This is a genomic window from Campylobacter concisus (assembly GCF_902460415.1).
GTDB lineage: Bacteria > Campylobacterota > Campylobacteria > Campylobacterales > Campylobacteraceae > Campylobacter_A > Campylobacter_A concisus_Y.
On the sequence record NZ_CABPTY010000002.1, the window covers coordinates 411,134 to 433,144 of the forward strand.

Annotated in this window: 27 protein-coding genes; 18 read left to right on the forward strand and 9 right to left on the reverse strand. The window is 39.1% G+C overall.

Annotated features, from left to right (window positions below; genetic code table 11):
- Window positions 1-397 (forward strand): hypothetical protein (locus FZ940_RS06080; protein ID WP_222862000.1); only part of this gene is annotated, 397 nt, incomplete at its 5' end.
- Between the two features lie 7 nt (window positions 398-404).
- On the opposite strand, the gene FZ940_RS06085 is transcribed toward FZ940_RS06080, so the two are convergent.
- The 4 genes from FZ940_RS06085 to FZ940_RS06100 form a co-directional block, all read right to left on the reverse strand.
- On the reverse strand, window positions 405-608 hold the full coding sequence (locus FZ940_RS06085) for a helix-turn-helix domain-containing transcriptional regulator (protein WP_148821916.1): 204 nt from the start codon (window positions 606-608) through the stop codon (window positions 405-407).
- An 82-nt stretch (window positions 609-690) separates the two neighbouring features.
- Window positions 691-930, reverse strand: a complete 240-nt coding sequence (locus FZ940_RS06090; RefSeq protein WP_072594132.1) for a hypothetical protein — start codon at window positions 928-930, stop codon at window positions 691-693.
- Window positions 931-1,047: 117 nt separating this feature from the next.
- Window positions 1,048-1,371, reverse strand: a complete 324-nt coding sequence (locus FZ940_RS06095) for a tyrosine-type recombinase/integrase (RefSeq protein ID WP_148821917.1) — start codon at window positions 1,369-1,371, stop codon at window positions 1,048-1,050.
- Window positions 1,372-1,609: 238 nt separating this feature from the next.
- Window positions 1,610-1,912, reverse strand: coding sequence for a c-type cytochrome (locus FZ940_RS06100; RefSeq protein ID WP_103582705.1), 303 nt, complete (start codon window positions 1,910-1,912; stop codon window positions 1,610-1,612).
- Between the two features lie 91 nt (window positions 1,913-2,003).
- On the opposite strand from FZ940_RS06100, the gene gmhB reads away from it, so the two are divergent.
- The 14 genes from gmhB (at window position 2,004) to FZ940_RS06170 (ending at window position 15,107) form a co-directional block, all read left to right on the forward strand.
- Window positions 2,004-2,519 carry a D-glycero-beta-D-manno-heptose 1,7-bisphosphate 7-phosphatase gene (gene gmhB / locus FZ940_RS06105; RefSeq protein WP_148821918.1) on the forward strand — a complete coding sequence of 172 codons (516 nt, stop codon included), beginning with the start codon at window positions 2,004-2,006 and terminating at the stop codon, window positions 2,517-2,519.
- The gene (gene rfaD / locus FZ940_RS06110; RefSeq protein WP_148821919.1) at window positions 2,516-3,505 is read left to right on the forward strand and encodes an ADP-glyceromanno-heptose 6-epimerase; all 990 of its coding nucleotides are present in this window, start codon (window positions 2,516-2,518) and stop codon (window positions 3,503-3,505) included. Before gmhB ends, rfaD begins: the two co-directional genes overlap by 4 nt.
- Window positions 3,498-4,916, forward strand: a complete 1,419-nt coding sequence (gene rfaE1, locus FZ940_RS06115; RefSeq protein WP_148821920.1) for a D-glycero-beta-D-manno-heptose-7-phosphate kinase — start codon at window positions 3,498-3,500, stop codon at window positions 4,914-4,916. Before rfaD ends, rfaE1 begins: the two co-directional genes overlap by 8 nt.
- A complete protein-coding gene (gene gmhA, locus FZ940_RS06120; RefSeq protein ID WP_148821921.1) occupies window positions 4,891-5,460 on the forward strand; it encodes a D-sedoheptulose 7-phosphate isomerase in 570 nt (189 codons plus the stop codon). The genes rfaE1 and gmhA overlap by 26 nt, the downstream gene beginning before the upstream one ends.
- 1 nt (window position 5,461) lies before the next feature.
- Entirely contained in the window at window positions 5,462-5,857 is a 396-nt protein-coding gene (locus tag FZ940_RS06125; protein WP_107697794.1) for an SseB family protein, read from the forward strand.
- A 98-nt stretch (window positions 5,858-5,955) separates the two neighbouring features.
- Complete coding sequence (gene gyrA / locus FZ940_RS06130; protein WP_148821922.1) at window positions 5,956-8,577, forward strand: DNA gyrase subunit A; 2,622 nt, start codon at window positions 5,956-5,958, stop codon at window positions 8,575-8,577.
- Window positions 8,578-8,621: 44 nt separating this feature from the next.
- Window positions 8,622-9,122: an LPP20 family lipoprotein gene (locus FZ940_RS06135; RefSeq protein ID WP_107784922.1), complete on the forward strand. Its 501-nt coding sequence runs from the start codon at window positions 8,622-8,624 to the stop codon at window positions 9,120-9,122.
- A complete protein-coding gene (locus FZ940_RS06140; protein ID WP_107784921.1) occupies window positions 9,098-9,490 on the forward strand; it encodes a hypothetical protein in 393 nt (130 codons plus the stop codon). Before FZ940_RS06135 ends, FZ940_RS06140 begins: the two co-directional genes overlap by 25 nt.
- 12 nt (window positions 9,491-9,502) lie before the next feature.
- A complete protein-coding gene (locus FZ940_RS06145) occupies window positions 9,503-10,657 on the forward strand; it encodes a sigma-54-dependent transcriptional regulator (RefSeq protein WP_107784920.1) in 1,155 nt (384 codons plus the stop codon).
- 48 nt (window positions 10,658-10,705) lie between these two features.
- Window positions 10,706-11,731 carry an aspartate-semialdehyde dehydrogenase gene (locus tag FZ940_RS06150; RefSeq protein ID WP_107691093.1) on the forward strand — a complete coding sequence of 342 codons (1,026 nt, stop codon included), beginning with the start codon at window positions 10,706-10,708 and terminating at the stop codon, window positions 11,729-11,731.
- Between the two features lie 16 nt (window positions 11,732-11,747).
- Window positions 11,748-12,254 carry a YqhA family protein gene (locus tag FZ940_RS06155; RefSeq protein ID WP_148821923.1) on the forward strand — a complete coding sequence of 169 codons (507 nt, stop codon included), beginning with the start codon at window positions 11,748-11,750 and terminating at the stop codon, window positions 12,252-12,254.
- Window positions 12,255-12,346: 92 nt separating this feature from the next.
- A complete protein-coding gene (gene hemE, locus FZ940_RS06160) occupies window positions 12,347-13,369 on the forward strand; it encodes a uroporphyrinogen decarboxylase (protein ID WP_148821924.1) in 1,023 nt (340 codons plus the stop codon).
- Window positions 13,370-13,415: 46 nt separating this feature from the next.
- Complete coding sequence (locus FZ940_RS06165) at window positions 13,416-14,282, forward strand: radical SAM protein (protein ID WP_148822108.1); 867 nt, start codon at window positions 13,416-13,418, stop codon at window positions 14,280-14,282.
- Entirely contained in the window at window positions 14,283-15,107 is an 825-nt protein-coding gene (locus FZ940_RS06170; RefSeq protein WP_103589391.1) for a pyridoxamine kinase, read from the forward strand.
- A gap of 9 nt (window positions 15,108-15,116) precedes the next feature.
- On the opposite strand, the gene FZ940_RS06175 is transcribed toward FZ940_RS06170, so the two are convergent.
- The gene (locus FZ940_RS06175) at window positions 15,117-15,476 is read right to left on the reverse strand and encodes a DUF488 domain-containing protein (protein WP_087579994.1); all 360 of its coding nucleotides are present in this window, start codon (window positions 15,474-15,476) and stop codon (window positions 15,117-15,119) included.
- A gap of 227 nt (window positions 15,477-15,703) precedes the next feature.
- On the opposite strand from FZ940_RS06175, the gene FZ940_RS06180 reads away from it, so the two are divergent.
- Window positions 15,704-16,630 carry a ribose-phosphate pyrophosphokinase gene (locus FZ940_RS06180; RefSeq protein WP_072594149.1) on the forward strand — a complete coding sequence of 309 codons (927 nt, stop codon included), beginning with the start codon at window positions 15,704-15,706 and terminating at the stop codon, window positions 16,628-16,630.
- A gap of 74 nt (window positions 16,631-16,704) precedes the next feature.
- Here FZ940_RS06180 and tilS read toward each other — a convergent pair whose 3' ends face one another.
- The 3 genes from tilS to panC are packed head-to-tail and all read right to left on the reverse strand — an operon-like array spanning window position 16,705 to window position 19,816.
- Window positions 16,705-17,685, reverse strand: a complete 981-nt coding sequence (gene tilS / locus FZ940_RS06185) for a tRNA lysidine(34) synthetase TilS (RefSeq protein ID WP_148821925.1) — start codon at window positions 17,683-17,685, stop codon at window positions 16,705-16,707.
- On the reverse strand, window positions 17,682-18,992 hold the full coding sequence (gene rimO, locus FZ940_RS06190) for a 30S ribosomal protein S12 methylthiotransferase RimO (RefSeq protein WP_148821926.1): 1,311 nt from the start codon (window positions 18,990-18,992) through the stop codon (window positions 17,682-17,684). The genes tilS and rimO overlap by 4 nt, the downstream gene beginning before the upstream one ends.
- Before the next feature lie 2 nt (window positions 18,993-18,994).
- The gene (gene panC, locus FZ940_RS06195; RefSeq protein ID WP_148821927.1) at window positions 18,995-19,816 is read right to left on the reverse strand and encodes a pantoate--beta-alanine ligase; all 822 of its coding nucleotides are present in this window, start codon (window positions 19,814-19,816) and stop codon (window positions 18,995-18,997) included.
- A gap of 120 nt (window positions 19,817-19,936) precedes the next feature.
- Here panC and prfB point away from each other — a divergent pair, with 120 nt between their 5' ends.
- A complete protein-coding gene (gene prfB / locus FZ940_RS06200; protein ID WP_148821928.1) occupies window positions 19,937-21,037 on the forward strand; it encodes a peptide chain release factor 2 in 1,101 nt (366 codons plus the stop codon).
- A gap of 24 nt (window positions 21,038-21,061) precedes the next feature.
- Here prfB and FZ940_RS06205 read toward each other — a convergent pair whose 3' ends face one another.
- Window positions 21,062-21,613 (reverse strand): tetratricopeptide repeat protein, encoded by a 552-nt coding sequence (locus tag FZ940_RS06205; protein ID WP_148821929.1) that lies wholly within the window; start codon window positions 21,611-21,613, stop codon window positions 21,062-21,064.
- Between the two features lie 77 nt (window positions 21,614-21,690).
- Here FZ940_RS06205 and FZ940_RS06215 point away from each other — a divergent pair, with 77 nt between their 5' ends.
- Complete coding sequence (locus FZ940_RS06215) at window positions 21,691-22,011, forward strand: hypothetical protein (protein ID WP_054196551.1); 321 nt, start codon at window positions 21,691-21,693, stop codon at window positions 22,009-22,011.

The window sequence follows — 22,011 nt, forward strand, 5'->3', positions numbered from 1 at the left end:
ACTCGATACATTTAGGCAGCCAAATATATTAGGAAAATGGCAAATAACTACACCGGAAAAAAACAAAATTTTATTAATGGGAAAAATGAGAAACGACGTTATAGTAGATTTTAAATTTGACGGAAGTTTATATGTGGAAAATGAAAATTTTTCAAGTTATCTTTGGGAAAGCGGATTAAATGATACGATAATCACATATAGTAGAAGCGACAAATTTAAAAGCCAAAAATTTTCAGAAAAAAGATTTAAAATAATAGATCAGATAAATAATAATTGCTACCTGGCAAAGATGTATCAAACGAATGATAATATAGTTTTATGCAGATACTTAGAAAAACCAAAACCACAGCCAATACAACAGAAAAAGAAAATAGAAATAATAATGAAAAATAAGTAGTTATTTTTTAAGCATAAACAAGTTTAATATCAAGAGCATTTACAACCTTAAATATGCTTTCAAATCTAGGTTTTGACTTTGCTATATAAAACAAAGCCCTTTTAAATTCTTCGATATCGCCATAAACCAAAACTTGATTTAAATATTCTTTTCTAAGTTTATCGGTTGTTAAATAGTCTTCTAGATTAAATTTTGTAAATTCTTCTTTCAAGATCAAACCTTAGATATTTTTACACCAGCCCAAGTTACTAAAACAGCAAAAACAACTATTAAGAATAAACCAAATATTGACATTATAATAATCCTTTCATTTCTTTTAATACGTCTAAACATGCTTTTAAAAGATAACAAAATAAAATACTTACCAAAAAGATTGCAATGGTAGAGCAAAAATTTAAAATAAACCCATTTTTATCAAAATTAAGAAAGATAAAACCTATTAAACCAGCATCTAAAAGTAAAAGCGTGGTAAGAAAAGGCTTTAAGAAATCGAGTTTAATTTTTAAAAACTCCCATAAATTCTTATTTTCCATAACTATCCTTTGCAAACATTATAACATAAAATAAGTCCTTAACGCTCATAACCCGAAGGTCGGCGGTTCAAATCCGTCCTCCGCAACCAAATGCCTCATATCTTTATCATCTAAAAACTAAACGCCAACTCCCATACCGTCACGTATATCATCAACATTGAGATGAACGTAGTGTAGGCTACTTTTGATATCTGTATGACCCATAAAAGCCATCAGTTTATGAGCATTAAATCCCTTTAAACTCACTAACCTAGAAGCCACTGTATGGCGTAATACGTATAGTCCGTGAGTGTTGTTTTCTCCCTTATATCCTAGATGGTTTCTTACAGCCCACCACATACTATTTGCTGTATCGTGGTTTAGATGAGTTATGGGGCACTTGTTTAAGGGTAGGTCTTTGCAGTTATCATAAGCCCCTCGAGATACCCAGTAGTAAGCCATACGAAGCACTTGGTCGTCTTTTGTTTCAGTAAAGAGTTTGCGAGCCTTTAGCTATCTCTAAGCGTTGTTTTATGGCTTTGAAGACTAGAATAGTTTTGTTTTAATATGTAAAAAGAAAGATTAGTAAAAATAGGTTTCATAACTTTTAAATATAAAAAGAGAAATTCCCATCTACTATATGTTTTATGGATTATTAGTATAAATTTAAAAATGCAGGAGGGGCGAATGCCCCTAATTATTATTTTAAAGTTTGGATGTATTCAGCTACTGCTTTTACATCTTCGTCGCTCATTGGAGTAGCGATTGGTTTCATCATAGCGCCAAGACCAAATTTATTTGCTCCTGTTTTATAACCCTTTAGTGCCTCTTCGATAGCTGCTGCATCAAGAGATGTTAAAGCTGGAACTTTATTATTAAACATTTTTTCAGCTTTTGCACCATGACAGGCGATGCATTTTTTGTAGATAGCAGCACCATCTGCAGCAAAGGCAGCAGTTGAAAGTAGAGCCGCAACGCTAGAAACAATTAGTAATTTTTTCATTTTTCATCCTTTGTAAAAAAGTTTATGCATTATAGTACAAAAAGGTAAATTCGCAAGAAGCTAGTTAAAATATTTTGGCTATAATCACCAAATGAATAAAAATGAGCCTATTAAAGCACTTTTTCTAGATCGAGACGGCGTAATAAACGAAGATGCTGGATATGTTTACGAGATAAAAGATTTTAAATTTATCGATGGCATTTTTGATGCGTTAAGAGAATTTGCCAAGGCTGGCTACAAGCTCTTTGTCGTGACAAATCAATCAGGTATCGGAAGAGGCTACTACACGCAGGAGCAGTTTGAGACTCTAACTAAATTTATGCTAGAAATTTTCAAAAAAGAGCAAATTTTTATCACCAAAATCTACTTTTGCCCACATGCCCCAGAGATGGATTGCGCTTGTAGAAAACCAAATCCAAAGATGATACTTGATGCTTGCAAAGAGTTTAATATAGATATTAAAAACTCGCTCATGATAGGCGATAAGTCAAGCGACGTTGAGGCTGGCAAAAGGGCAGGGGTTGGTAGAAATTTCTTGCTTGATGGGATAAATTTTAAAAATGTAAAAGATGTTTTAAATAAGCTAAAAAAGGAAAAATCACTATGAATTTAAATGGAAAAAAGATAGTTATAACTGGTGGCGCTGGCTTTATCGGCTCAGCCTTGGCGCATTATTTTGACGAAAATTTTAAAGATGCTCACGTGCTTGTCGTGGATAAATTTAGAAACGACGAGACATTTAGCAACGGCAACCTAAAAAGCTTTGGTCATTTTAAAAATTTACTAGGCTTTAAGGGTGAAATTTACGCCGGCGACATCAACGATTCTAGCACGCTTGAAAAGATAAAGAGCTTTCGCCCAGACGTCATCTACCACGAGGCAGCGATCTCAGATACGACCGTAAAAGAGCAAGACGAGCTAATAAAAACAAATGTAAACGCCTTTGTAAATTTGCTTGATATCTGCGAGAGTTTGGGCGCAAAGATGATTTACGCTAGCTCAGGCGCCACTTATGGCAACGCAAAGAGCCCACAAACCGTTGGTGAATGCGAAGCGCCAAATAACGTTTATGGCTTTAGCAAACTAAGCATGGATAATATCAATAAAATTTACGCAAAGCGTGGCGTGAGCGTGGTTGGGCTGAGGTATTTTAACGTCTTTGGCAAGGGTGAGTTTTTCAAAAATAAAACCGCTTCGATGGTACTTCAGTTTGGCTTACAAATTTTAGCTGGCAAGACTCCAAGACTCTTTGAAGGCAGCGACCAGATCAAACGTGACTTTGTTTACATAAAAGATATCATTGATGCAAATATAAAAGCACTTGACGCGCCAAGTGGCGTCTATAACGCAGCTACTGGCAAAGCAAGGAGCTTTCAAGATATCGCTGACATCTTGCAGCATGAGATCGGCGTAAATTTAGGCAACGAATACATCAAAAACCCATTTATCGGCTCATATCAGTTTCACACAGAGGCCGACGTGGCCCCAGCTCGCGAGGCATTTGGCTTTAGCGCGACTTGGAGCTTAGAAGAGGCGATAAAAGACTACTTGCCAGAGATAAAGAGAATTTATAAGGAAGAGCTAAATGGCTAAGAGAGTTAAAATTTTAGTCGTTGGTGATCTCATGCTGGATCACTATATCTGGGGCAGCTGCGACCGCATCTCACCTGAAGCACCGGTGCAGGTGGTAAAGATAAATAACGAAACCTACACGCTTGGTGGCGCTGGCAACGTGGTAAGAAATTTGCTTTCCCTTGGCGCAAATGTGAGTGTGGCTAGCGTCTTAGGCGATGATGAGGCTGGCAAAAAGATAAAAGAGAAGCTTGCTGAGATAAATGTAAAAGATGAGCTGATCCTCACCGAAAAAGGGCGTGAAAGCTCGATAAAAAGCCGCATCATGGCATCTCACCAGCAAGTTGTCAGGATCGATAAAGAGAGTGTTGTCAAGATAAATTTAGAAGATGAGCTCGTCTTAAAAGTCAAAGAAAATCTTGCAAATTTTAAGGCTGTCTTGCTAAGTGACTACGGCAAAGGCGTGCTTAGCGAAAAGGTCTGCCAAGAGATAATAAACGAGTGCGTGAAGCTAAAGATCCCAGTACTTATCGATCCAAAAGGTATTGACTACTCAAAATACAAAAACGCAACTCTTCTAACGCCAAATAAAAAAGAGGCGAGCGAGGCTACAAATTTAAAGATAAAAGACAAAGCTGAGCTTGAAAAGGCGATAAAACAGCTAAAAGACGAGCTAAATTTGACCTATTCGATTATCACGATCTCAGAAGAGGGCATCGCGCTATATGATGACAGGCTACACATCTTTGCCGCCAAAGCAAAAGAGGTCTTTGACGTCACTGGCGCTGGGGATACGGTGCTAGCTACACTTGGCTACATGCTAGCAAACGGGGCTGATATAAAAGAGGCGATAAAGATAGCAAACCTTGCAGCAGCCGTCGTCGTGGCTAAGATAGGTAGCGCAACGGCTAGCTTTAGCGAGATCGAGCAGCTGCTAAATAGCTCATTTGGGGCAAATTTCGAGCACAAGCTTAAAAGCGTTGAGGAGCTAGAAGAAATTTTGAGCCAAAAGGGCAAGAAAAAGGTCGTTTTCACAAATGGCTGCTTTGATATCTTGCACGCTGGGCACGTAAAATACCTAGCCCGTGCAAGAGAGCTTGGCGATCTTTTAGTTGTCGGGCTAAATTCTGACGCTTCAGTTAAGAGGCTAAAAGGCGAGGCAAGACCTATAAACTCACAAGATGATAGAGCCTGCGTGCTAAGTGGGCTTGGGTTTGTCGATTATGTCGTGATATTTGACGAGGATACGCCATTAAATTTGATAACAAAGATAAAGCCTGACGTGCTTGTAAAAGGGGCTGATTATAAAGACAAAGAGGTCGTTGGCAGTGAGATCGTAAAAGAGGTCAGGCTAATTGACTTTGTCGAGGGCAAAAGCACAACAGGGATAATAAAAAGGATAAAAGATGCTAAAAACAATGATAAAAAATGAACTCGAGGCTCACCAAAAGACCTTTAGCGAGCATGTAAATTTACTTGATAGCCTAGAGCGCGCTTGCCAGATGGTAGCTGATACGCTAAAAAATGGCAAAAAGGTGCTAATATGCGGCAATGGTGGCTCTGCGGCGGATGCTCAGCACTTTGCAGCCGAGCTAACTGGCAGATATAAAAGCGAGCGCCAGCCACTACCTGGTATCGCGCTAACCACTGATACTTCGGCACTTACGGCCATTGGTAACGACTACGGCTTTGACTATGTATTTTCACGTCAGTTTGAGGCTTTAGCTCGCTCTGGTGACTTGCTCGTGGCGATCTCAACAAGTGGCAACAGCAAAAACGTCCTTGAAGCTATAAAAAGTGCCAAGAAAATGGGCGCATCAGTGCTTGGACTTAGCGGCAAAGGTGGTGGCGCTATGAATGAGGATTGTGATCTAAATTTAGTCGTTAGCTCAAGCGATACTGCAAGGATACAAGAGTCGCACATATTTTTTATTCACACGATCTGCCAGGCTGTAGACGAGGCTTTTAGGGGCTAAAATGCAAGAAGCGATGGATAAATTTTTAAATGATCCTTGCCAGCAAAATGAGATAAATTTGATAGCGGCTTTAAAAAAAGCTACCTTTTTTGCTCCGGTGCTTTTAAACCAAGCGCTCGCAAAGCCTGATGGTGGCGTAGTTTATGAGGAGGAGGGCTCAAATATCAAATTTATCCTACTTGAAGATGAGGGCGAGAAGCTTAGCTATTTTCCGGCATTTACAAGCAAAGAGGCGATGAAGCTTTGGCGAAATGACAGCGAGCAAGAAAGCATAGAGATAAGTCTAAAAGAGTATCTTGCGATGCTAAAAGAGAGTAGCTATGCTGGCGTCGTGGTTGATGCTTTTAGCTATGATTTTATTCTTAAAAAAGAGCAGATAGAAAAAATTTTAGACTAAAATTTTCATAGTTCTATTGCCAAAGTCGCTGATTTGCTATTTAGCAAGTTTTTATTAATTTTAAGCTAAAATCAGTCAAGCTAAATTTAAGGAAAAAAATGAAAGACAATCTACTTGAATTAACCCAAGATATCGCATCAGTTGATATCGAAGAGTCTATAAAAACTAGCTATCTTGACTACTCCATGAGCGTCATCGTCGGACGTGCTTTGCCTGACGCTAGAGACGGACTAAAGCCAGTACATAGAAGAATTTTATACGCTATGGATAATCTTGGCGTTGGCAGCAGAAGTGCCTATATGAAGTCAGCTCGTATCGTCGGTGAAGTCATCGGTAAGTACCACCCACATGGTGATACAGCGGTTTATGACGCACTTGTTCGTATGGCTCAGAAATTTTCTATGCGTTATCCAGTAGTTGACGGACAAGGAAACTTTGGCTCTATAGATGGCGACAGCGCAGCTGCGATGCGTTATACAGAAGCTAGAATGACAATACTTACTGAAGAGCTTTTAAAAGATATCGACAAAGACACGGTTGATTTCGTGCCAAACTACGATGATAGAGAGGTTGAGCCAGATGTACTTCCAAGCCGTGTGCCAAATTTATTGCTAAACGGCTCAAGCGGTATTGCGGTTGGTATGGCGACAAATATCCCACCACACAGCCTTGATGAGCTAATAGACGGTCTTTTGCTACTTCTTGAAAACAAAGAGGCTACACTTGAAGAGGTGATGGAATTCATAAAAGGTCCAGACTTCCCAACTGGCGGTATCATCTTTGGCAAAAAAGGCATCATAGAAGCCTACCGCACAGGTCGTGGCAGGGTCAAACTAAGAGCCAAAACTCACATAGAAAAAAAGCCAAACAAAGACGTCATCGTCATCGACGAGCTACCATATCAAACAAACAAAGCAAGGCTTATTGAGCAAATCGCTGAGCTTGTAAAAGATAAGCAGATAGAGGGCATCAGCGAGGTTAGAGATGAGTCTGATAAGGACGGCATCCGCGTAGTCATTGAGCTAAAACGCGACGCTATGAGCGACATCGTGCTAAATAATCTCTTTAAATCAACCACGATGGAGAGCACTTTTGGCGTTATTATGCTTGCTATTAATAACAAAGAGCCAAAGGTATTTAACCTTATCGAGCTACTTAAGCTATTTTTAAATCACAGAAAAACAGTTATCATTAGAAGGACGATATTTGAGCTTGAAAAAGCGCGCGCAAGAGCCCACATTTTAGAGGGTCTAAAGATAGCACTTGATAATATCGACGAGGTGATCGAGCTTATTAGAAATAGTGCTGATACAGCGGTTGCTAGAGAAGGCTTGATGAGTAAATTTAACCTCTCAGAACTTCAAGCAAACGCTATCCTTGATATGCGTCTAAGCAAGCTTACAGGCCTAGAGAGAGAAAAACTAGAGGCCGAGCTAGCCGAGCTTATGGCTGAGATCGCAAGACTTGATGAAATTTTAAAGAGTGAGACATTGCTTGAAAATTTGATCAAAGAAGAGCTTCTTGAGATCAAAAATAAATTTAAGGTACCAAGAATTACTGAGATCGTTGATGACTACGATGATATCGACATCGAAGATCTCATACCAAATGAAAATATGGTCGTAACCATAACTCACCGCGGCTACATCAAGCGTGTGCCAAGCAAGCAGTATGAGAAGCAAAAACGCGGTGGCAAGGGCAAAGTAGCGGTCACGACATACGATGATGACTTTATAGAGAGCTTTTTTACTTCAAATACCCACGATACGCTTATGTTTGTGACTGACCGCGGACAGCTATACTGGCTAAAAGTCTATAAGATCCCAGAGGGAAGCCGCACAGCAAAGGGCAAGGCAGTTGTAAATTTGATCCAGTTGCAGCCTGATGAGAAGATCAAAGCGATCATCCCAACGACTGACTTTGACGAGAGCAAATCGCTAGCATTCTTTACTAAAAATGGCATCGTAAAACGCACAAATTTAAGTGAGTTTAAAAACATTCGCTCAGTTGGTGTAAGAGCGATAAGTCTTGATGAGAACGACGAGCTAGTAACTGCGCTCATCGCTCAAACATACGATGATATGCCAGTAACTGACCCAGAAAATGAGCTAAGCGTTGAGACAGAGGTGCTTGAAGTTGAAGAGCTTCAAAACGAGATCGACGAAGATAATGTAAATGCCGAAGAGGATGCAAACTCAAGCGATGAGACAATGCTATTTGTTGTTACTAAAAAGGGTATGTGTCTTAAATTTAAGATCAGCAAAGTTCGCCAAATGGGAAGAACTGCACGCGGCGTAACTGGCATTAAATTTAAAGAGCCAGGCGATGAGGTCGTAGGTGCAGCAGTAATTGAAAGCAATGATCAAGAAATTTTAAGCATATCTCAAAAAGGTATCGGCAAGCGCACAACCGCTGATGAGTACCGCTTGACAAACCGCGGCGGCAAAGGCGTCATCTGCATGAAGCTAACAAGTAGAACAGGCGATCTTGTGGGCGTTGTGATGGTTGATGAAGAGCAAGATCTAATGGCTCTGACATCAAGCGGCAAGATGATCAGAGTTGATATGCAAACCATCCGAAAAGCAGGACGTAATACAAGCGGTGTGATCGTCGTAAATGTCGATGGCGATGATGTTGTAAGTATCGCAAGATGCCCTAAGGCAGATGATGGCGAGGATGAGGAAGAAGCACCAAACGAAGATATGGGGCTTTTGGAATAAATTTTGCTATTAAATTTTAAATAAAAGCATAAAAAAGGTTGTTTATGAAGGTTAAAATTTTATCTTTTGCTTTAATGATCGCTATTTTTGGTGGTTGCTCATTTAACGGCTTTATGGGCGAGCCAACTAGCACATCAAACCGCAACGTAGTCATCCAAAAGGTCGATAAAGACGATCTTAGAGAGGTGATGAAAAAAGAGAAGATGATATATGATAGTGCTCCAAAAGAGACCACTTTTAGAGCCACAGGCGAGGGCATAGCTCCGCTAAATTCGCTCTCATACGCTCAATCAGTCACTCTTGCAAAAAGAGCGGCGATGGCGGATGCTTATTCGCAGCTTGCTGGCAAGCTTTATGGCGTAAAGATTAACGCTGAAGACACCGTAAGAGACGCGATGCTAAACGACTCATCTATCACTTCAAAGGTTCAAGGTCTTGTCAAAAACGCAAGGATCGTGAATGAAAATTTCAAAGACGGGCTTTATAAGGTAAATATGGAGCTTAAGATAGACGAAGATAAGTGGCGAGAAGTCTTTTCTTACTAACGATACTTTTAAATTTTGCCTTTTGCTTGGAAGAATTTATCTTCTGGGCGAAGGTCGATACGAAAAATCAAATAGTTGCCTTTGAAGAAATTTCATTTTCAAAGGCGATGACTTTAACACCAAATCCAAAACCAAAATTTCTTTGCCAGATAGACGCTTTTAAAGATGAAAATACCACAGCCCTTGGCTTTTTAAATTTACATAAAGATGAAATTTTTGACTGCTTTGCCTTAAAAAAAGTGATGATAAAAAATGAGCTTAATGTCAAAAATGTGCAGATCTCAAACGCTTCAAATTTGAAAATTTTGCCAGTTAGATTTATGGTGGAATTTAAGCCAAAATCCGCTATCATCGGCACACTTCAATAAAAAAGAGATCAAATGAATATCGTCATAGTAGAAGATGACATCAATATGCGAAAGTCGCTTGAGATCGCACTTGGCGAGTATGAAGAGCTAAACATCAAGAGTTACAAGAGCGCAGTTGAAGCTCTAAAAAAGCTAAGCGACGACACTGATCTAATCATCACCGACATAAACATGCCAAAGATGGACGGACTTGAGTTCATTAAAGAGTTAAACGGCAAATTTGACGTCATCATAATGACTGGAAACGCCACACTCAACAAGGCGATCGAGAGTGTTAGGCTCGGCGTGAAGGACTTTTTAACAAAGCCATTTGACGTCTCAACGCTTTACGAGGCGATAAAAAGGGTGCGGACACTAAAGCAAAAGACTCCAAAAACCATAAAAAAAATAGAAACAAAAAGTGAAAATAACGGCTTTTTAGCCACTTCAAAAGCTCTTGAAGCGACACTAAATATCGCGCTAAAAGCTGCAAGGACTGATGCTTCAATAATGCTTAGTGGTGAAAGTGGCGTTGGCAAGGAGATCTTTGCTAAATTTATCCACGCAAACTCACCTAGAAAAGATGCGGCATTTGTCGCTTTAAATATGGCTGCGATCCCTGAAAATTTGATAGAAAGTGAGCTTTTTGGCTTTGAAAAGGGTGCATTTACTGACGCTGCGACTACCAAAAAAGGGCAGTTTGAGCTAGCAAATGGCGGAACGCTATTTTTAGATGAGATCGGCGAGATGCCTATAAATTTACAGCCAAAATTGCTTCGTGCCTTGCAGGAGCGAGAGATAACAAGACTTGGCGCTACAAAGAGCGAAAAGATCGACGTTCGCATCATCTGCGCTACAAACGCAAATTTAGAGCTTGCTATGAAAGAGGGCAGATTTAGAGAGGATCTTTTTTATCGCCTAAACACGATCCCACTTTTTATACCGCCACTTCGCGAGCGAAAAGACGAAATTTTACCTATCGCGCAGGATGCTTTAGAAAAATGCTGCAAAGAGTATGGCTTTGAGGCTAAAAATTTCTCAAAAGCGGCAAAAGAAGAGCTTTTGAGCTACGACTATCCAGGCAACATAAGAGAGCTCATTTCAGTCGTGCAAAGAGCGGCGATACTAAGCGAGGGTGATGAAATTTTGCCAAATGATCTATTTTTACAAGCCAGAAGCAAAAAATAGCCATAAATTTAAGTAAAATTACGAAAATTAAAAAAATAAGGAGAGCAGATGAGAAAATTTAACGTAGCAGTCATTGGTGCTACTGGAGCGGTCGGCGAAGAGCTTTTTAGAGTGATGGAAGAGGTTGAGTTTCCAGTTGGAGAGCTTTTGCCGCTTGCTAGCGCAAAAAGTGCTGGCAGCGAGATCGAATTTAATGGCAAATATTACAAGGTAAAAGAGCTAACCGAAAAGGTTTTTAGCGAGCACGAGATAGATATCGCATTTTTTAGTGCTGGTGGCTCAGTCTCAGAAAAATTTGCCAAATTTGCAGCTGATAGTGGCGCAGTAGTCATCGATAACACCAGCCATTTTAGGATGGATAAAGATATCCCTCTTGTTGTGCCAGAGTGCAATCCAAGCGACATTGCTATGTGGAAAAACCGCGGCATCATCGCAAATCCAAACTGCTCGACTATCCAAATGGTGCAAATTTTAAAACCACTAAACGACGCTTTTAGTATCAATAGAGTTGATGTCTCTACATACCAAGCAGCAAGCGGTGCTGGCAAAGAGGGTATGGAAGAGCTTGTTGTTCAGATGCAAAAATTCTTTGAGTTTAAGCTTGATGAGTGTGAGCCAAAGGTATTTGCACACCGCCTAGCACTAAATGTGATCCCTCACATCGACGTCTTTTTGGACAATGACTACACAAAAGAAGAGATGAAAATGGTCAATGAGACGCAAAAAATTCTTCACAAAGATATAGAAGTTAGCGCTACCTGTGTGCGTGTGCCAGTGCTTAGAAGCCACTCAGAGGCGATCACTATCCACTTTGATAAGGATGTAAGTGCGGATGCAGCAAGAGAAATTTTAAGCAAAGCTCCAAGCGTCGTTGTAGTCGATAATCCAGCAAATAAAGAGTATCCAATGCCTATCATTTCAAGTGATACAAATGAGACTTATGTCGGTAGGATCAGAGTTGATAATTACAGACCTAATGTGCTTCATCTTTGGTGCAGCGCTGATCAGATCCGCGTAGGGGCTGCGACAAATGCTGTCAGGATCGCGCAAAAGTGGATCGCGATGCAAGAGTAAATAAAAAGGATTTTTATTGCGTAAGATATTTGAAAAAATTTTGCTTGCAAGCAACAGCTTTACACTTTTTCCAGTAATTTTTGGACTTTTAGGTGCGATCGTGCTTTTTGTTATCGCAAGTTATGATGTTGGAAAGGTGCTTTTAGAGGTTTATAGATATTTCTTCGCCGCAGATTTTCACGTTGAAAATTTTCACTCAGAAGTCGTTGGCGAGATAGTTGGAGCGATCGATCTATACTTGATGGCGCTTGTTCTTTATATATTTAGCTTCGGAATTTACGAGCTTTTCATCTCAGAGATCACACAGCTAAAGCAGTCAAAGCAGAGCAAGGTGCTTGAAGTGCATTCGCTTGATGAGCTAAAAGACAAGCTTGGCAAAGTGATCGTCATGGTCTTAATCGTAAATTTCTTCCAAAGGGTGCTTCACGCAAACTTCACAACTCCGCTTGAGATGGCATATCTTGCGGCTTCTATCCTTGCACTTTGCCTTGGACTTTACTTCCTTCACAAGGGAGATCACTAAAATTTTAAGCGTTTTTACGCTTAAAATTTCCCCTACATCTTTTCTTTAGCTATTTTTAGGTAATATACCTTTAAAAATTTAAAGGAAATTTAATGATTTTTATAGACGCTTGTCTTAAAAAACCTACCCCTTATACGCCTGTTTGGATGATGCGCCAAGCCGGTAGATATTTGCCAGAGTATATGCGAGTACGCGCGCAAGCAGGGGATTTTTTATCTCTTTGCAAAGACTACAAAAAGGCTAGCGAAGTTACGCTTCAACCAGTTGAAATTCTTGGCGTTGATGCGGCGATTTTATTTAGCGACATTCTCGTTGTGCCTCTTGAAATGGGCATGGATCTACGTTTTGAAAAGGGTGAGGGCCCAGTTTTTACAGAGCCTTTGCGTGATAAAGCCGCACTTGACGCACTTAGTATCGAAAAATCGACTAAAAATCTAGCATACGTCTATGATACGATCAAACTTACAAGAGCAAATTTAGCCAAAGATAAGGCGCTCATTGGCTTTTGTGGCGCACCTTGGACGATAGCTACATATATGATCGAGGGTGGTGGCAGTAAAACTTATGCAGTTTGCAAAAAAATGCTCTATCAAAATCCAGAATTTTTACATCAAATTTTAGAAAAAGTGACGCAAGCTCTCATCCTTTACGTCAAAGAGCAGATAAGAGCAGGCGTAAATGCCGTGCAAATTTTTGATAGCTGGGCGGCCGCACTTGAAGAGCAGGCTTATTTTGAGTTTGGATTTAACTACATTAATAAAATAGTTGATAGTGTTAAGGCTGAATTTCCAGAAATTCCAGTCATCGTTTTTCCAAAAGGAATAAGTGGCTATCTGGATAAAATTTCAGGAAAATTTGACGTTTTTGGCGTTGATTGGAGCACGCCGATCGAGCTAGCAAAAGAAAAACTTAGCCCAAGATACGTCCTTCAAGGCAATATGGAGCCAACAAGGCTTTATAGCAAAAAGGCGATAGATGAGGGCATAAATAAAATTTTAAGCACGATGAAAGGCGTGCCACATATTTTCAACCTTGGGCATGGAATTTTGCCTGATGTGCCAGTCGAGAATGCAAAATATTTTATAAAACAGGTACAGACAAAAAGTGCAAGGTAACAAGCCTTGCATCGTCTTTGGACCGATAAATTCTCGCCGTTTTGGCATGAGCCTTGGTATAGATCTAAGCCCTAAACAAAAATCATGTAATTTTGACTGTGTTTATTGCGAGCTAAGTGGCGCTAAAGTAGTCAATGCGATAGAAAATCCGCCAAGTGTTAGTGAAATCATAAGTGCTTTAAAAGAGGCTTTAAAAACTCATCAAAACATCGACGTCATCACGCTTACAGCAAATGGTGAACCAACTCTTTACCCGTACTTAAAAGAGCTGATAGCAAAAGTAAATGAGCTAAAAGGTGGCGCAAAAACACTTATTTTGAGTAATGGCTCAGGCGTGCGTGACCCAAAAATTTGTGAAGCACTACATGGGCTTGATATAGTGAAATTTAGCCTTGATAGCGCGGTGCAAAGCACTTTTAAAAAGATAGACCGCAATAAAAGTGGTATAGAAGTAAATGAACTTATAAAAGCAATGGCTAAATTTCGCAAGGAATTTACTGGCGAGCTTGTGCTTGAAATTTTAGTCGTGGCTGGATTTAACGACAAAAAAAGTGAGTTTGAAGCACTTAATGTGGCGATAAATGAGATAGCTCCGCACCGAGTGGATATTGGCACGATAGATCGTCCACCAGCTTATAATGTAAAGAGTGTAGATGCCAAAAAACTAGAGGAGCTAGCCAAGCAGATAAGTGGTGTACCGGTTAATATAGCTAAAGCTCACAAAATAGAGCAAAAGTATAACTTTAGTGAGGAAGAAATTTTAGAAATGCTAAGGCGTCGTCCGCAAACTATCGCAAATGTTGAAGAAAATTTCTCAGAGCACTCAAAGCAAATTTTAAACAAGCTCTTGCAACAAGATGTGGTTTATCTAGCCGATGTTGCTGGGGTAAAATTTTACAAACTAAGAGCATAAATGAAAAGAATCCTTACAATACAAGATATCTCGTGCGTTGGTAAATGTTCCCTTACCGTTGCACTTCCAATAATTAGCGCTCAAGGCATTGAGGCGTGCATATTGCCTACTGCGCTACTTTCGACTCATACTGGCTTTAAAAATTTCACATTTCGTGATCTGACTGATGAATTTGACGCAATAACACGAGTATGGCACAAAGAAAATATCGCATTTGATGGAATTTATACCGGATTTTTAGGTAGCTTTAGTCAGCTTGAGCTGATAGAGAAAATTTTTAATGAGTTTAATGACTCTACTTCACTAATACTTGTAGATCCTTGCATGGGCGACAATGGCAAGCTCTACCATGGATTTGATGAAAAATTTGTTATGAAAATGCGTGAGCTTTGCACAAAGGCTCACGTCATCACGCCAAATATAACTGAAGCAAGCTTTATGTGCGGGATGCCGTTTTTAGGCAGTGACTATAAGCAAGATTATATTTTAGAGTTGCTTGAAGGCTTAGCTAGCTTTGGAGTTAGAAAGATTGTGCTAAAGGGCATTAGATACAAGCAAAATGAATGTGGCATCATAGCTTACGACACAAAGACAAAAGAGAAGGTAGAGTATTTTCACGAATTTTTGCCATTTCACACGAGTGGAACTGGAGATATATTTGCTTCTGTGCTTTTTGGCTCGCTAGTAAATGGCGAAAGCATGCAAAATGCCATCAAAAAGGCAGCAAACTTTGTGCTTAGCAGCATTAAAATCACGCTAAAAGATAAGAGCCGCACATGGTATGGTGTGCAGTTTGAAAAGATACTTGGCACTCTTGCAAAATAGGCTGGCAAACTACTTATTTAAAATTTTTAATAACACAACGATATGGCAAAGATTTATATCTTTGCTAGCTGTTAGAAGTGCTATATCGCCATGCTCTTTTTCTAGTTTTTTTAGCATTTTAAAGCAAGATTGCGCTTTTTCATTATCAAGCTCGAGCTCAAATTTCTCACAAAACTCATCAAATCTGGCTTCTCTATCTTCATGAAACCACTCTCTTAAAGCAGTGCTTGGTGTGATATCTTTTAACCAAAGGAAATTTGAAAATATCTCTTTTCTTATGCCTCTTGGATAGAGTCTATCAACAAAAGCCGCCTTCATATCCAAACTATCATCTTTGATAAAATCATAAATTCTATAAGCTTTAAACATGTTGTGATTGTAGTCCTATAATGTTTATAAATAAAAAAATATTCTTATTTATCTTATATTTTTTATACTTGTTTAAATTTTAAGGTTTGTAAAATTAAAGCTCAAATTTTTGATTGTGGTGATAAGAATTAAACTAGGGCTATAAAATAGTCCTAAAAAGAATAAATTTAAATTAAAGCTCGTTTTGATAAAATCCCAACATAAAAATCACTAAAAGGGTTATCATTATGAGAGGCTATAAAATTTTCTCAGGAACGGCTAATATTGAGCTTTCAAAGAAAATTTCGCAATATCTTTCACTTCCTCTTAGCGAGGCAAGCATAAAAAGATTTAGCGATGGAGAGATCAGCGTGCAAATCGGCGAGAGCGTGCGCGGAAAAGATGTTTTTGTCATTCAGCCAACATGTGCACCGACAAATACAAATTTAATGGAGCTACTTATTTTAACTGACGCTTTAAGACGCAGTAGTGCAAGCTCTATAACAGCGATTGTGCCGTATTTCGGCTATGCTAGACAAGATAGAAAAGCAGCTCCTAGAGTACCGATCACTGCAAAACTAGTGGCAAACATGATGCAAACAGCAGGTATCGATAGGGTCGTCACCATGGATCTTCATGCAGGGCAAATTCAAGGATTTTTTGATATTCCGGTTGATAACCTTTATGGAAGTATTATTTTTAATGACTACGTAAGAGCTAAAAATTTACCAAATCCAATCGTTGCAAGCCCTGATGTAGGTGGCGTTGCTCGTGCTAGAGCCTTAGCTAAAAATCTAAATCTTGACATGGTTATCGTAGATAAGCGCCGCGAAAAAGCAAACGAGAGCGAAGTGATGAATATAATCGGCGACGTAAATGGTAAAGATGTGATTTTAGTTGATGATATGATCGATACGGCTGGCACGATCGTAAAAGCAGCTGAAATTTTTAAAGAGCGTGGCGCAACTAGCGTTATGGCATTTTGCACGCATCCAGTCCTTAGTGGGCCAGCTTACGATAGGCTAAGACTAGGCTTTTTGGATGAGTTGGTGGTAACAGATACGATCCCTCTAGCAGAGGAGCTACCTTGTATAAAAGTGCTAAGTGCTGCTTCTTTATTTGGCGAAGTGATACGCCGTGTATATCACAATGAAAGCGTAAATAGCTTATTTTAATTAAATTTTGGCTTTTTCTTGAGATCAAGACCAAAGCCAAAATTTCTTTATCTATTGTTTTTAGAATTACTTGATTAAAATTTTAACTCTGATAAATCAAAATTTATAGTAAAAAGATAAGCTCTATTGATAGCTGGGATTTTGTGGATTCTGGCTTTTTCTTTAAAAATTTTTGGCATTACGGCTTTGCGAAATGGCGTCACTAGGACTTGCTCACCAGCGTAGCCAATAGCAATCTTGCCGCTTAGAACCACGCTTGTTTGCTTGTTTAAATTTTTATCTAGTTCGTCTTTTTGAGCTTTGCTTAGGAGCACATTTAGTCCTTTTGCGACTACATCAACGCCTCGTATCACATTGCTATCATTTTTTATGATAAAAATTTCATCGCTTATTTTTGTGATATTTGGCATTAAAATTTGTTTATCGGCTTCTAAAAACTCAAAGCTTTTTTTTACGCCATTAAAATAATTATCTAAAAACGGTTCGCTAAAATTTACCCTTACGAAGCTTCTTTTAAACTCGCCTTTTAAATTTGTCTCATCGATAAAATAGCGTAAATTTCTCTCATCAAGATAATTTTGAAGCTCTTTTTTGCGTAAACTTAAAAGCGGCCTAACTAGCCAAAAGTGCTTTCTTTTTTCAAGCTCACTCATGCCAAAGAGCTCTTTTAGCCCAGCACCTTTAGTAAGTTGCATCAAAAACCACTCAAATTTATCGTCAAACTGATGGGCTAAGATAAGATTGTCATAACCGTAATTTTGGCAAATTTCGCTAAAAAACTCATATCTTGCATCACGTGCGAGTTTTTCAAAATTTGACTTATCTAAAAAAACGCTTTTTGTATAAATTCTTTTACCAAATTTATCCGCGAGCTCTTTTGCGCTTTTTATCTCGTTTTTGCTTTGCTCTCGCACATTATAATCAACCATTGCTAGATCAAATTTGATCCCAGTTTCGTCTAAAATGTAAAAAAGAGCAGTGCTGTCTATACCGTGCGAGAAGGCAAGTAGGTTTGTACCAAGACCCAGTCTTTCTCGCACATTTTTGCTTATCATTTTACTTTTTTGATGATTCGTGCGACTAGTTTTTGATCGACCACATCGCTTACTTCACAAAGATAGAGCGAGCCTATCTCAAGCTCTTTGACATCGCTTTCATTGATCAATATTTCGCCGTCTATATCTTTGTCCCAGATATCTTTTTTAGCTGCGTAAAACATCTCGCCCTCGCTGCTGATGCCCTCAAGGGATGCAAAAATTTCTTTGCAGATCTCTTTTTGTAGGCTTTCGTTGATAGATTTTTTGGTTATCTTTTCTATCTTGCTTAGCCTTTTTGAGATGATCTTGGCTGGAATCTGCTCCATGTCAAAAGATGCAGTGTCCTCCTCCTTTGAGTAGGCAAAGGCTGAAATTCTATCGAATTTAAACTCTTCTAAAAATTCACAAAGCTCCTCAAAATTCTCCTCGCTCTCTCCTGGATGACCCACGATGACACCAGTTCGCAAAAACGAATTGTCAGCATTTCTCATTAAACTTAAAAGCTCTTTTATCTTTTTTGCACCGCTTCCACGCTTCATTATTTTTAGCATATCTTCGCTGATGTGCTGGATCGGCATGTCAAAGTAGTTGTGAAATACAGATGAGGCGATGATACGTTCAATTAGCTCCTTGCTGGTCGTACTTGGGTAGAGGTAGAGTATCCTAGCACTTCTTACGCCCTTTATCTTTTCTATCTCGTCTATTAAATTTATTAGCCCATCGCTAATGCCGTGATCGCGCATATATGAGCTCGAGTCTTGAGATAAAAAGCTAAAATCGTAGTAGCCTTTTTTGACTAAATTTTTAACCTCATTTACGATATTTTCGAGTGATCGTGATTTTAGCTTGCCTTTAAATGTCGGTATCGCGCAAAAGCTGCATTTTTGGTTGCAGCCCTCTGAAATTTTGATGTAGGCATGGTAGTTTGAGCCAGTTATCACACGCTCTTCGTTTGCTTGCAGATATGTCTCTGGGCTAAATAAATTTTGCTTTTTTAAAATGATCTCATCAATCTTGTCATAGTCAGCCACGCCGGTAAATAGATCAACCTCAGGCAGCTCCTTCATAAGCTCATCTTTATAGCGTTGCATAAGACAGCCAGTAACTACCAATAAAGAGCCATTTTTACGTGCTTCATGCATCTCAAGTATGGTTTGTATGCTCTCTTCTTTGGCGGATTTGATAAAGCCGCAGGTATTTACGATGATGACGTCAGCGTCACTGATATCATCCGTAATGTCGTAGTTTTGCAATCTACCAAGCATTATTTCTGAATCAACTAAATTTTTGTTACAGCCAAGTGAAATTAAGTGAAGTTTTGGCATTTTTATATCCAGATATTATCTATCAGTCTAGTTTTACCAACGTAAGCTGCTACTAAAATGATGGTGTTATTTTTTTCTATTTTGGAAATTTCATTTAAATTTCTATCCGTAATAGCGACATAATCAACCTTTAATGGCTCTAGTACTTCAAGCATCTTTGTTTTGATCTCACTTGCGTCTTCCTCGCCGTTTTGGATCAAATTTTGTGCTTTATTTAGCGATCTTGAAAGTCTTAGAGCATTACATTTATCTTCATCGCAGATATAGACGTTTCTGCTTGAAAGCGCTAAGCCGTCTGGCTCTCTAACGATATCACAAGCCACTAGGCTGGTATTAAGAAAAAATGTCTTTATCATGTTTTGTACTATGATTAATTGTTGTGTATCTTTTTTGCCCATGTAAACGCTATTTGCACGAGTTAGGCGAAATAGCTTGTTTAGTACCCTTAAGACGCCATCAAAGTGTCCAGGTCTAGTTTTGCCCTCTAAGATGGCTGAAAATTTCTTTGGAGCGACGATTAGAGGTTCATCTTCAAAGTAAAGCTCACCAGCATCTGGGATAAAAATAGCGCTAACGCCATTTTGCTCGCAAATTTTAATGTCATTTTGCTCGTTTCTTGGGTATTTGTCTAGATCTTCGCCTGGTAAAAATTGAGTTGGATTAACGAATGTTGAGACGATACTTATCTCATTTTCGCTCACGCATTTTTTGATAAGGCTAACGTGTCCGTTATGAAGCGCGCCCATGGTCGGCACAAAACCGATCTTTGCGCTTGTGCTAGAGGCGAAATTTTCAAGTTCTTTTATAGTTCTTATGATTTGCATTTTGACTCTTTTTGTTTAAAAATTTAACTTGGTATTTTAACAAAAAAGGATTAAAAGGGCGTAAATTTAAAAATGTAAGCAACTTTTGGCTAAAATCGGCAAAAATTTATGGAGAAAAACTTGGATAGTTACGAATACAACGAGCTTTTAAAGAAGCTACAAACAAAAGTTGAAAACATAGGCTCTATCGTAAAGCCTGAAGAGATCAAGGCTAGGCTAAAAGAGATCGAGGACACCGAGCAAGACCCTGATTTTTGGCAAGATATCGCAAGAGCTGGGGCGCTAAATAAAGAAAAGACAAAAATTTCAAATATGCTTGCAAAATTTAACGACGCTAATCAGGCAGTAAGCGATGCAAAGGAGCTCTTTGAGCTAGCAAATTCTGAAAATGACGAAGAGACTATAAATTCTCTTTTTGATGACGCTAAAAATTTAGATGAAAAGATAGTAAATCTTGAAATTTCTATGCTTTTAAGCGGCGAAGATGACGGCAAAAACGCGATCGTATCGATCCACCCTGGAGCTGGCGGCACTGAGAGTAATGACTGGGCGAGCATGCTTTATAGGATGTATCTTAGATTTTGCGAGCGCGAGGGCTTTAAGGTCGAGACTCTTGACTTTCAAGAGGGCGATGAGGCTGGGCTAAAGGATGTTAGCTTTATCGTAAAAGGCGAAAACGCCTATGGGTACTTCAAGGCAGAAAATGGCATCCATAGGCTCGTTCGCACAAGCCCATTTGATAGTGCAGGGCGCCGTCATACAAGCTTTTCTAGTGTCATGGTAAGCCCTGAGATAGATGATGACATAGAGATCGAGATCGAGGAAAAAGATCTAAAGATAGATACTTATAGAGCAAGCGGTGCAGGTGGTCAGCACGTAAACAAGACTGAATCTGCCATCCGCATCACGCATATACCAACTGGCATTGTCGTGCAGTGCCAAAATGACCGCAGCCAGCATAAAAATAGAGCCACAGCGATGAAAATGCTAAAATCTCGTCTTTACGAGCTTGAGCTGATGAAGCAGCAAGAGGCGAGCAACAGCGTCGAAAAGAGCGAGATCGGCTGGGGACATCAGATAAGATCATACGTGCTTTTCCCGTATCAGCAGGTAAAAGACAACCGCAGCGGCGAGGCATACTCACAGACTGATGCGATACTTGATGGTGACATCAAAAAGATGATAGAGGGCGTTTTGATCGCTCAAAAGGCTGAGGCGTAATAAATTTACAAAAAGAGATGGGAGCTAAAATTTCATCTCTTTTAGCTTTGCACAAGCTTCTTCTTTGCCTTTAAAGCAAGCCTCATCAAGATAAATTCTTGCTTTTTTATAGTCATTTTTGCCTAGGTAGATGAGTCCTAAATCGTAGCTAGCCTCGCTCGAGCCAAGGCTTGTAGCTTTTTCATAAAAATATATCGCTTTTTCTAAATTTTTGTTTACACCAAGTCCGTACTCGTAGATATATCCAGCACTTCTTAGGCCGTCTATGTTGCCGTATCTGCCAGCTGTTTCAAACCAAAAAAGTGCTCTTAAAATATCTTTACTAAAGCCTTTGCCGTCACGAAAACATGCGCCAGTTTGTTGCATGGCTAGAACATTTCCATCTTTTGCGTAGTCGTAAAATCTCTTACAAGCTTTTGGATAGTTGCCTTCATTGTATAAATAGATGGCGTCTGCAATCTGCAGGGCTTCTGGATCAAGCGGTGGTTCGCTAAGGCCAAGTTTTTGTGAAATTTGCTCTACTGAACATCCCCAAAATAGCAAAATACTAAATACAAAAATGATAAATTTTTTCATATTTGTCCTTGAAAATTTAGGGGATTTTATCCAATTTTATCTTATAATGTTCGCAAATTTTAAGCAAAAGGAACAATATGGATCATAATGCACTTTTAATCCAGCTTGGCTATAACGTCAATGAAACAACCACTGCGCAAATGTGTAGAATTTTAAACAATACTGATGGTCTTTTGCCAAAGAGCATAATTGAACTAAATGATCATTTAAAACCACACCTTTGTTTTGTGGCGATGAGTGGAAGTGAAGATAGACTAAAGATAAAAAATGTAGCTACCGTTAATGAAATAAAAGAGCGAGTCGATGAGATTATAAAAAACTGGGCTAATAAATATAAAATGGAACTAAAAAAGATAAATGAAACAACTTACTATATAATGGGAAAGATAAGGGACTAA

Coding starts and splice junctions, on each gene's coding strand:
- FZ940_RS06090 (WP_072594132.1), bottom strand. CDS start 930: ATGGAAAATAAGAATTTATGGGAGTTTTTAAAAATTAAACTCGATTTC.
- FZ940_RS06095 (WP_148821917.1), bottom strand. CDS start 1,371: ATGGCTTACTACTGGGTATCTCGAGGGGCTTATGATAACTGCAAAGAC.
- FZ940_RS06100 (WP_103582705.1), bottom strand. CDS start 1,912: ATGAAAAAATTACTAATTGTTTCTAGCGTTGCGGCTCTACTTTCAACT.
- gmhB (WP_148821918.1), top strand. CDS start 2,004: ATGAATAAAAATGAGCCTATTAAAGCACTTTTTCTAGATCGAGACGGC.
- rfaD (WP_148821919.1), top strand. CDS start 2,516: ATGAATTTAAATGGAAAAAAGATAGTTATAACTGGTGGCGCTGGCTTT.
- rfaE1 (WP_148821920.1), top strand. CDS start 3,498: ATGGCTAAGAGAGTTAAAATTTTAGTCGTTGGTGATCTCATGCTGGAT.
- gmhA (WP_148821921.1), top strand. CDS start 4,891: ATGCTAAAAACAATGATAAAAAATGAACTCGAGGCTCACCAAAAGACC.
- FZ940_RS06125 (WP_107697794.1), top strand. CDS start 5,462: ATGCAAGAAGCGATGGATAAATTTTTAAATGATCCTTGCCAGCAAAAT.
- gyrA (WP_148821922.1), top strand. CDS start 5,956: ATGAAAGACAATCTACTTGAATTAACCCAAGATATCGCATCAGTTGAT.
- FZ940_RS06135 (WP_107784922.1), top strand. CDS start 8,622: ATGAAGGTTAAAATTTTATCTTTTGCTTTAATGATCGCTATTTTTGGT.
- FZ940_RS06145 (WP_107784920.1), top strand. CDS start 9,503: ATGAATATCGTCATAGTAGAAGATGACATCAATATGCGAAAGTCGCTT.
- FZ940_RS06150 (WP_107691093.1), top strand. CDS start 10,706: ATGAGAAAATTTAACGTAGCAGTCATTGGTGCTACTGGAGCGGTCGGC.
- hemE (WP_148821924.1), top strand. CDS start 12,347: ATGATTTTTATAGACGCTTGTCTTAAAAAACCTACCCCTTATACGCCT.
- FZ940_RS06165 (WP_148822108.1), top strand. CDS start 13,416: ATGAGCCTTGGTATAGATCTAAGCCCTAAACAAAAATCATGTAATTTT.
- FZ940_RS06170 (WP_103589391.1), top strand. CDS start 14,283: ATGAAAAGAATCCTTACAATACAAGATATCTCGTGCGTTGGTAAATGT.
- FZ940_RS06175 (WP_087579994.1), bottom strand. CDS start 15,476: ATGTTTAAAGCTTATAGAATTTATGATTTTATCAAAGATGATAGTTTG.
- FZ940_RS06180 (WP_072594149.1), top strand. CDS start 15,704: ATGAGAGGCTATAAAATTTTCTCAGGAACGGCTAATATTGAGCTTTCA.
- tilS (WP_148821925.1), bottom strand. CDS start 17,685: ATGATAAGCAAAAATGTGCGAGAAAGACTGGGTCTTGGTACAAACCTA.
- rimO (WP_148821926.1), bottom strand. CDS start 18,992: ATGCCAAAACTTCACTTAATTTCACTTGGCTGTAACAAAAATTTAGTT.
- panC (WP_148821927.1), bottom strand. CDS start 19,816: ATGCAAATCATAAGAACTATAAAAGAACTTGAAAATTTCGCCTCTAGC.
- FZ940_RS06205 (WP_148821929.1), bottom strand. CDS start 21,613: ATGAAAAAATTTATCATTTTTGTATTTAGTATTTTGCTATTTTGGGGA.
- FZ940_RS06215 (WP_054196551.1), top strand. CDS start 21,691: ATGGATCATAATGCACTTTTAATCCAGCTTGGCTATAACGTCAATGAA.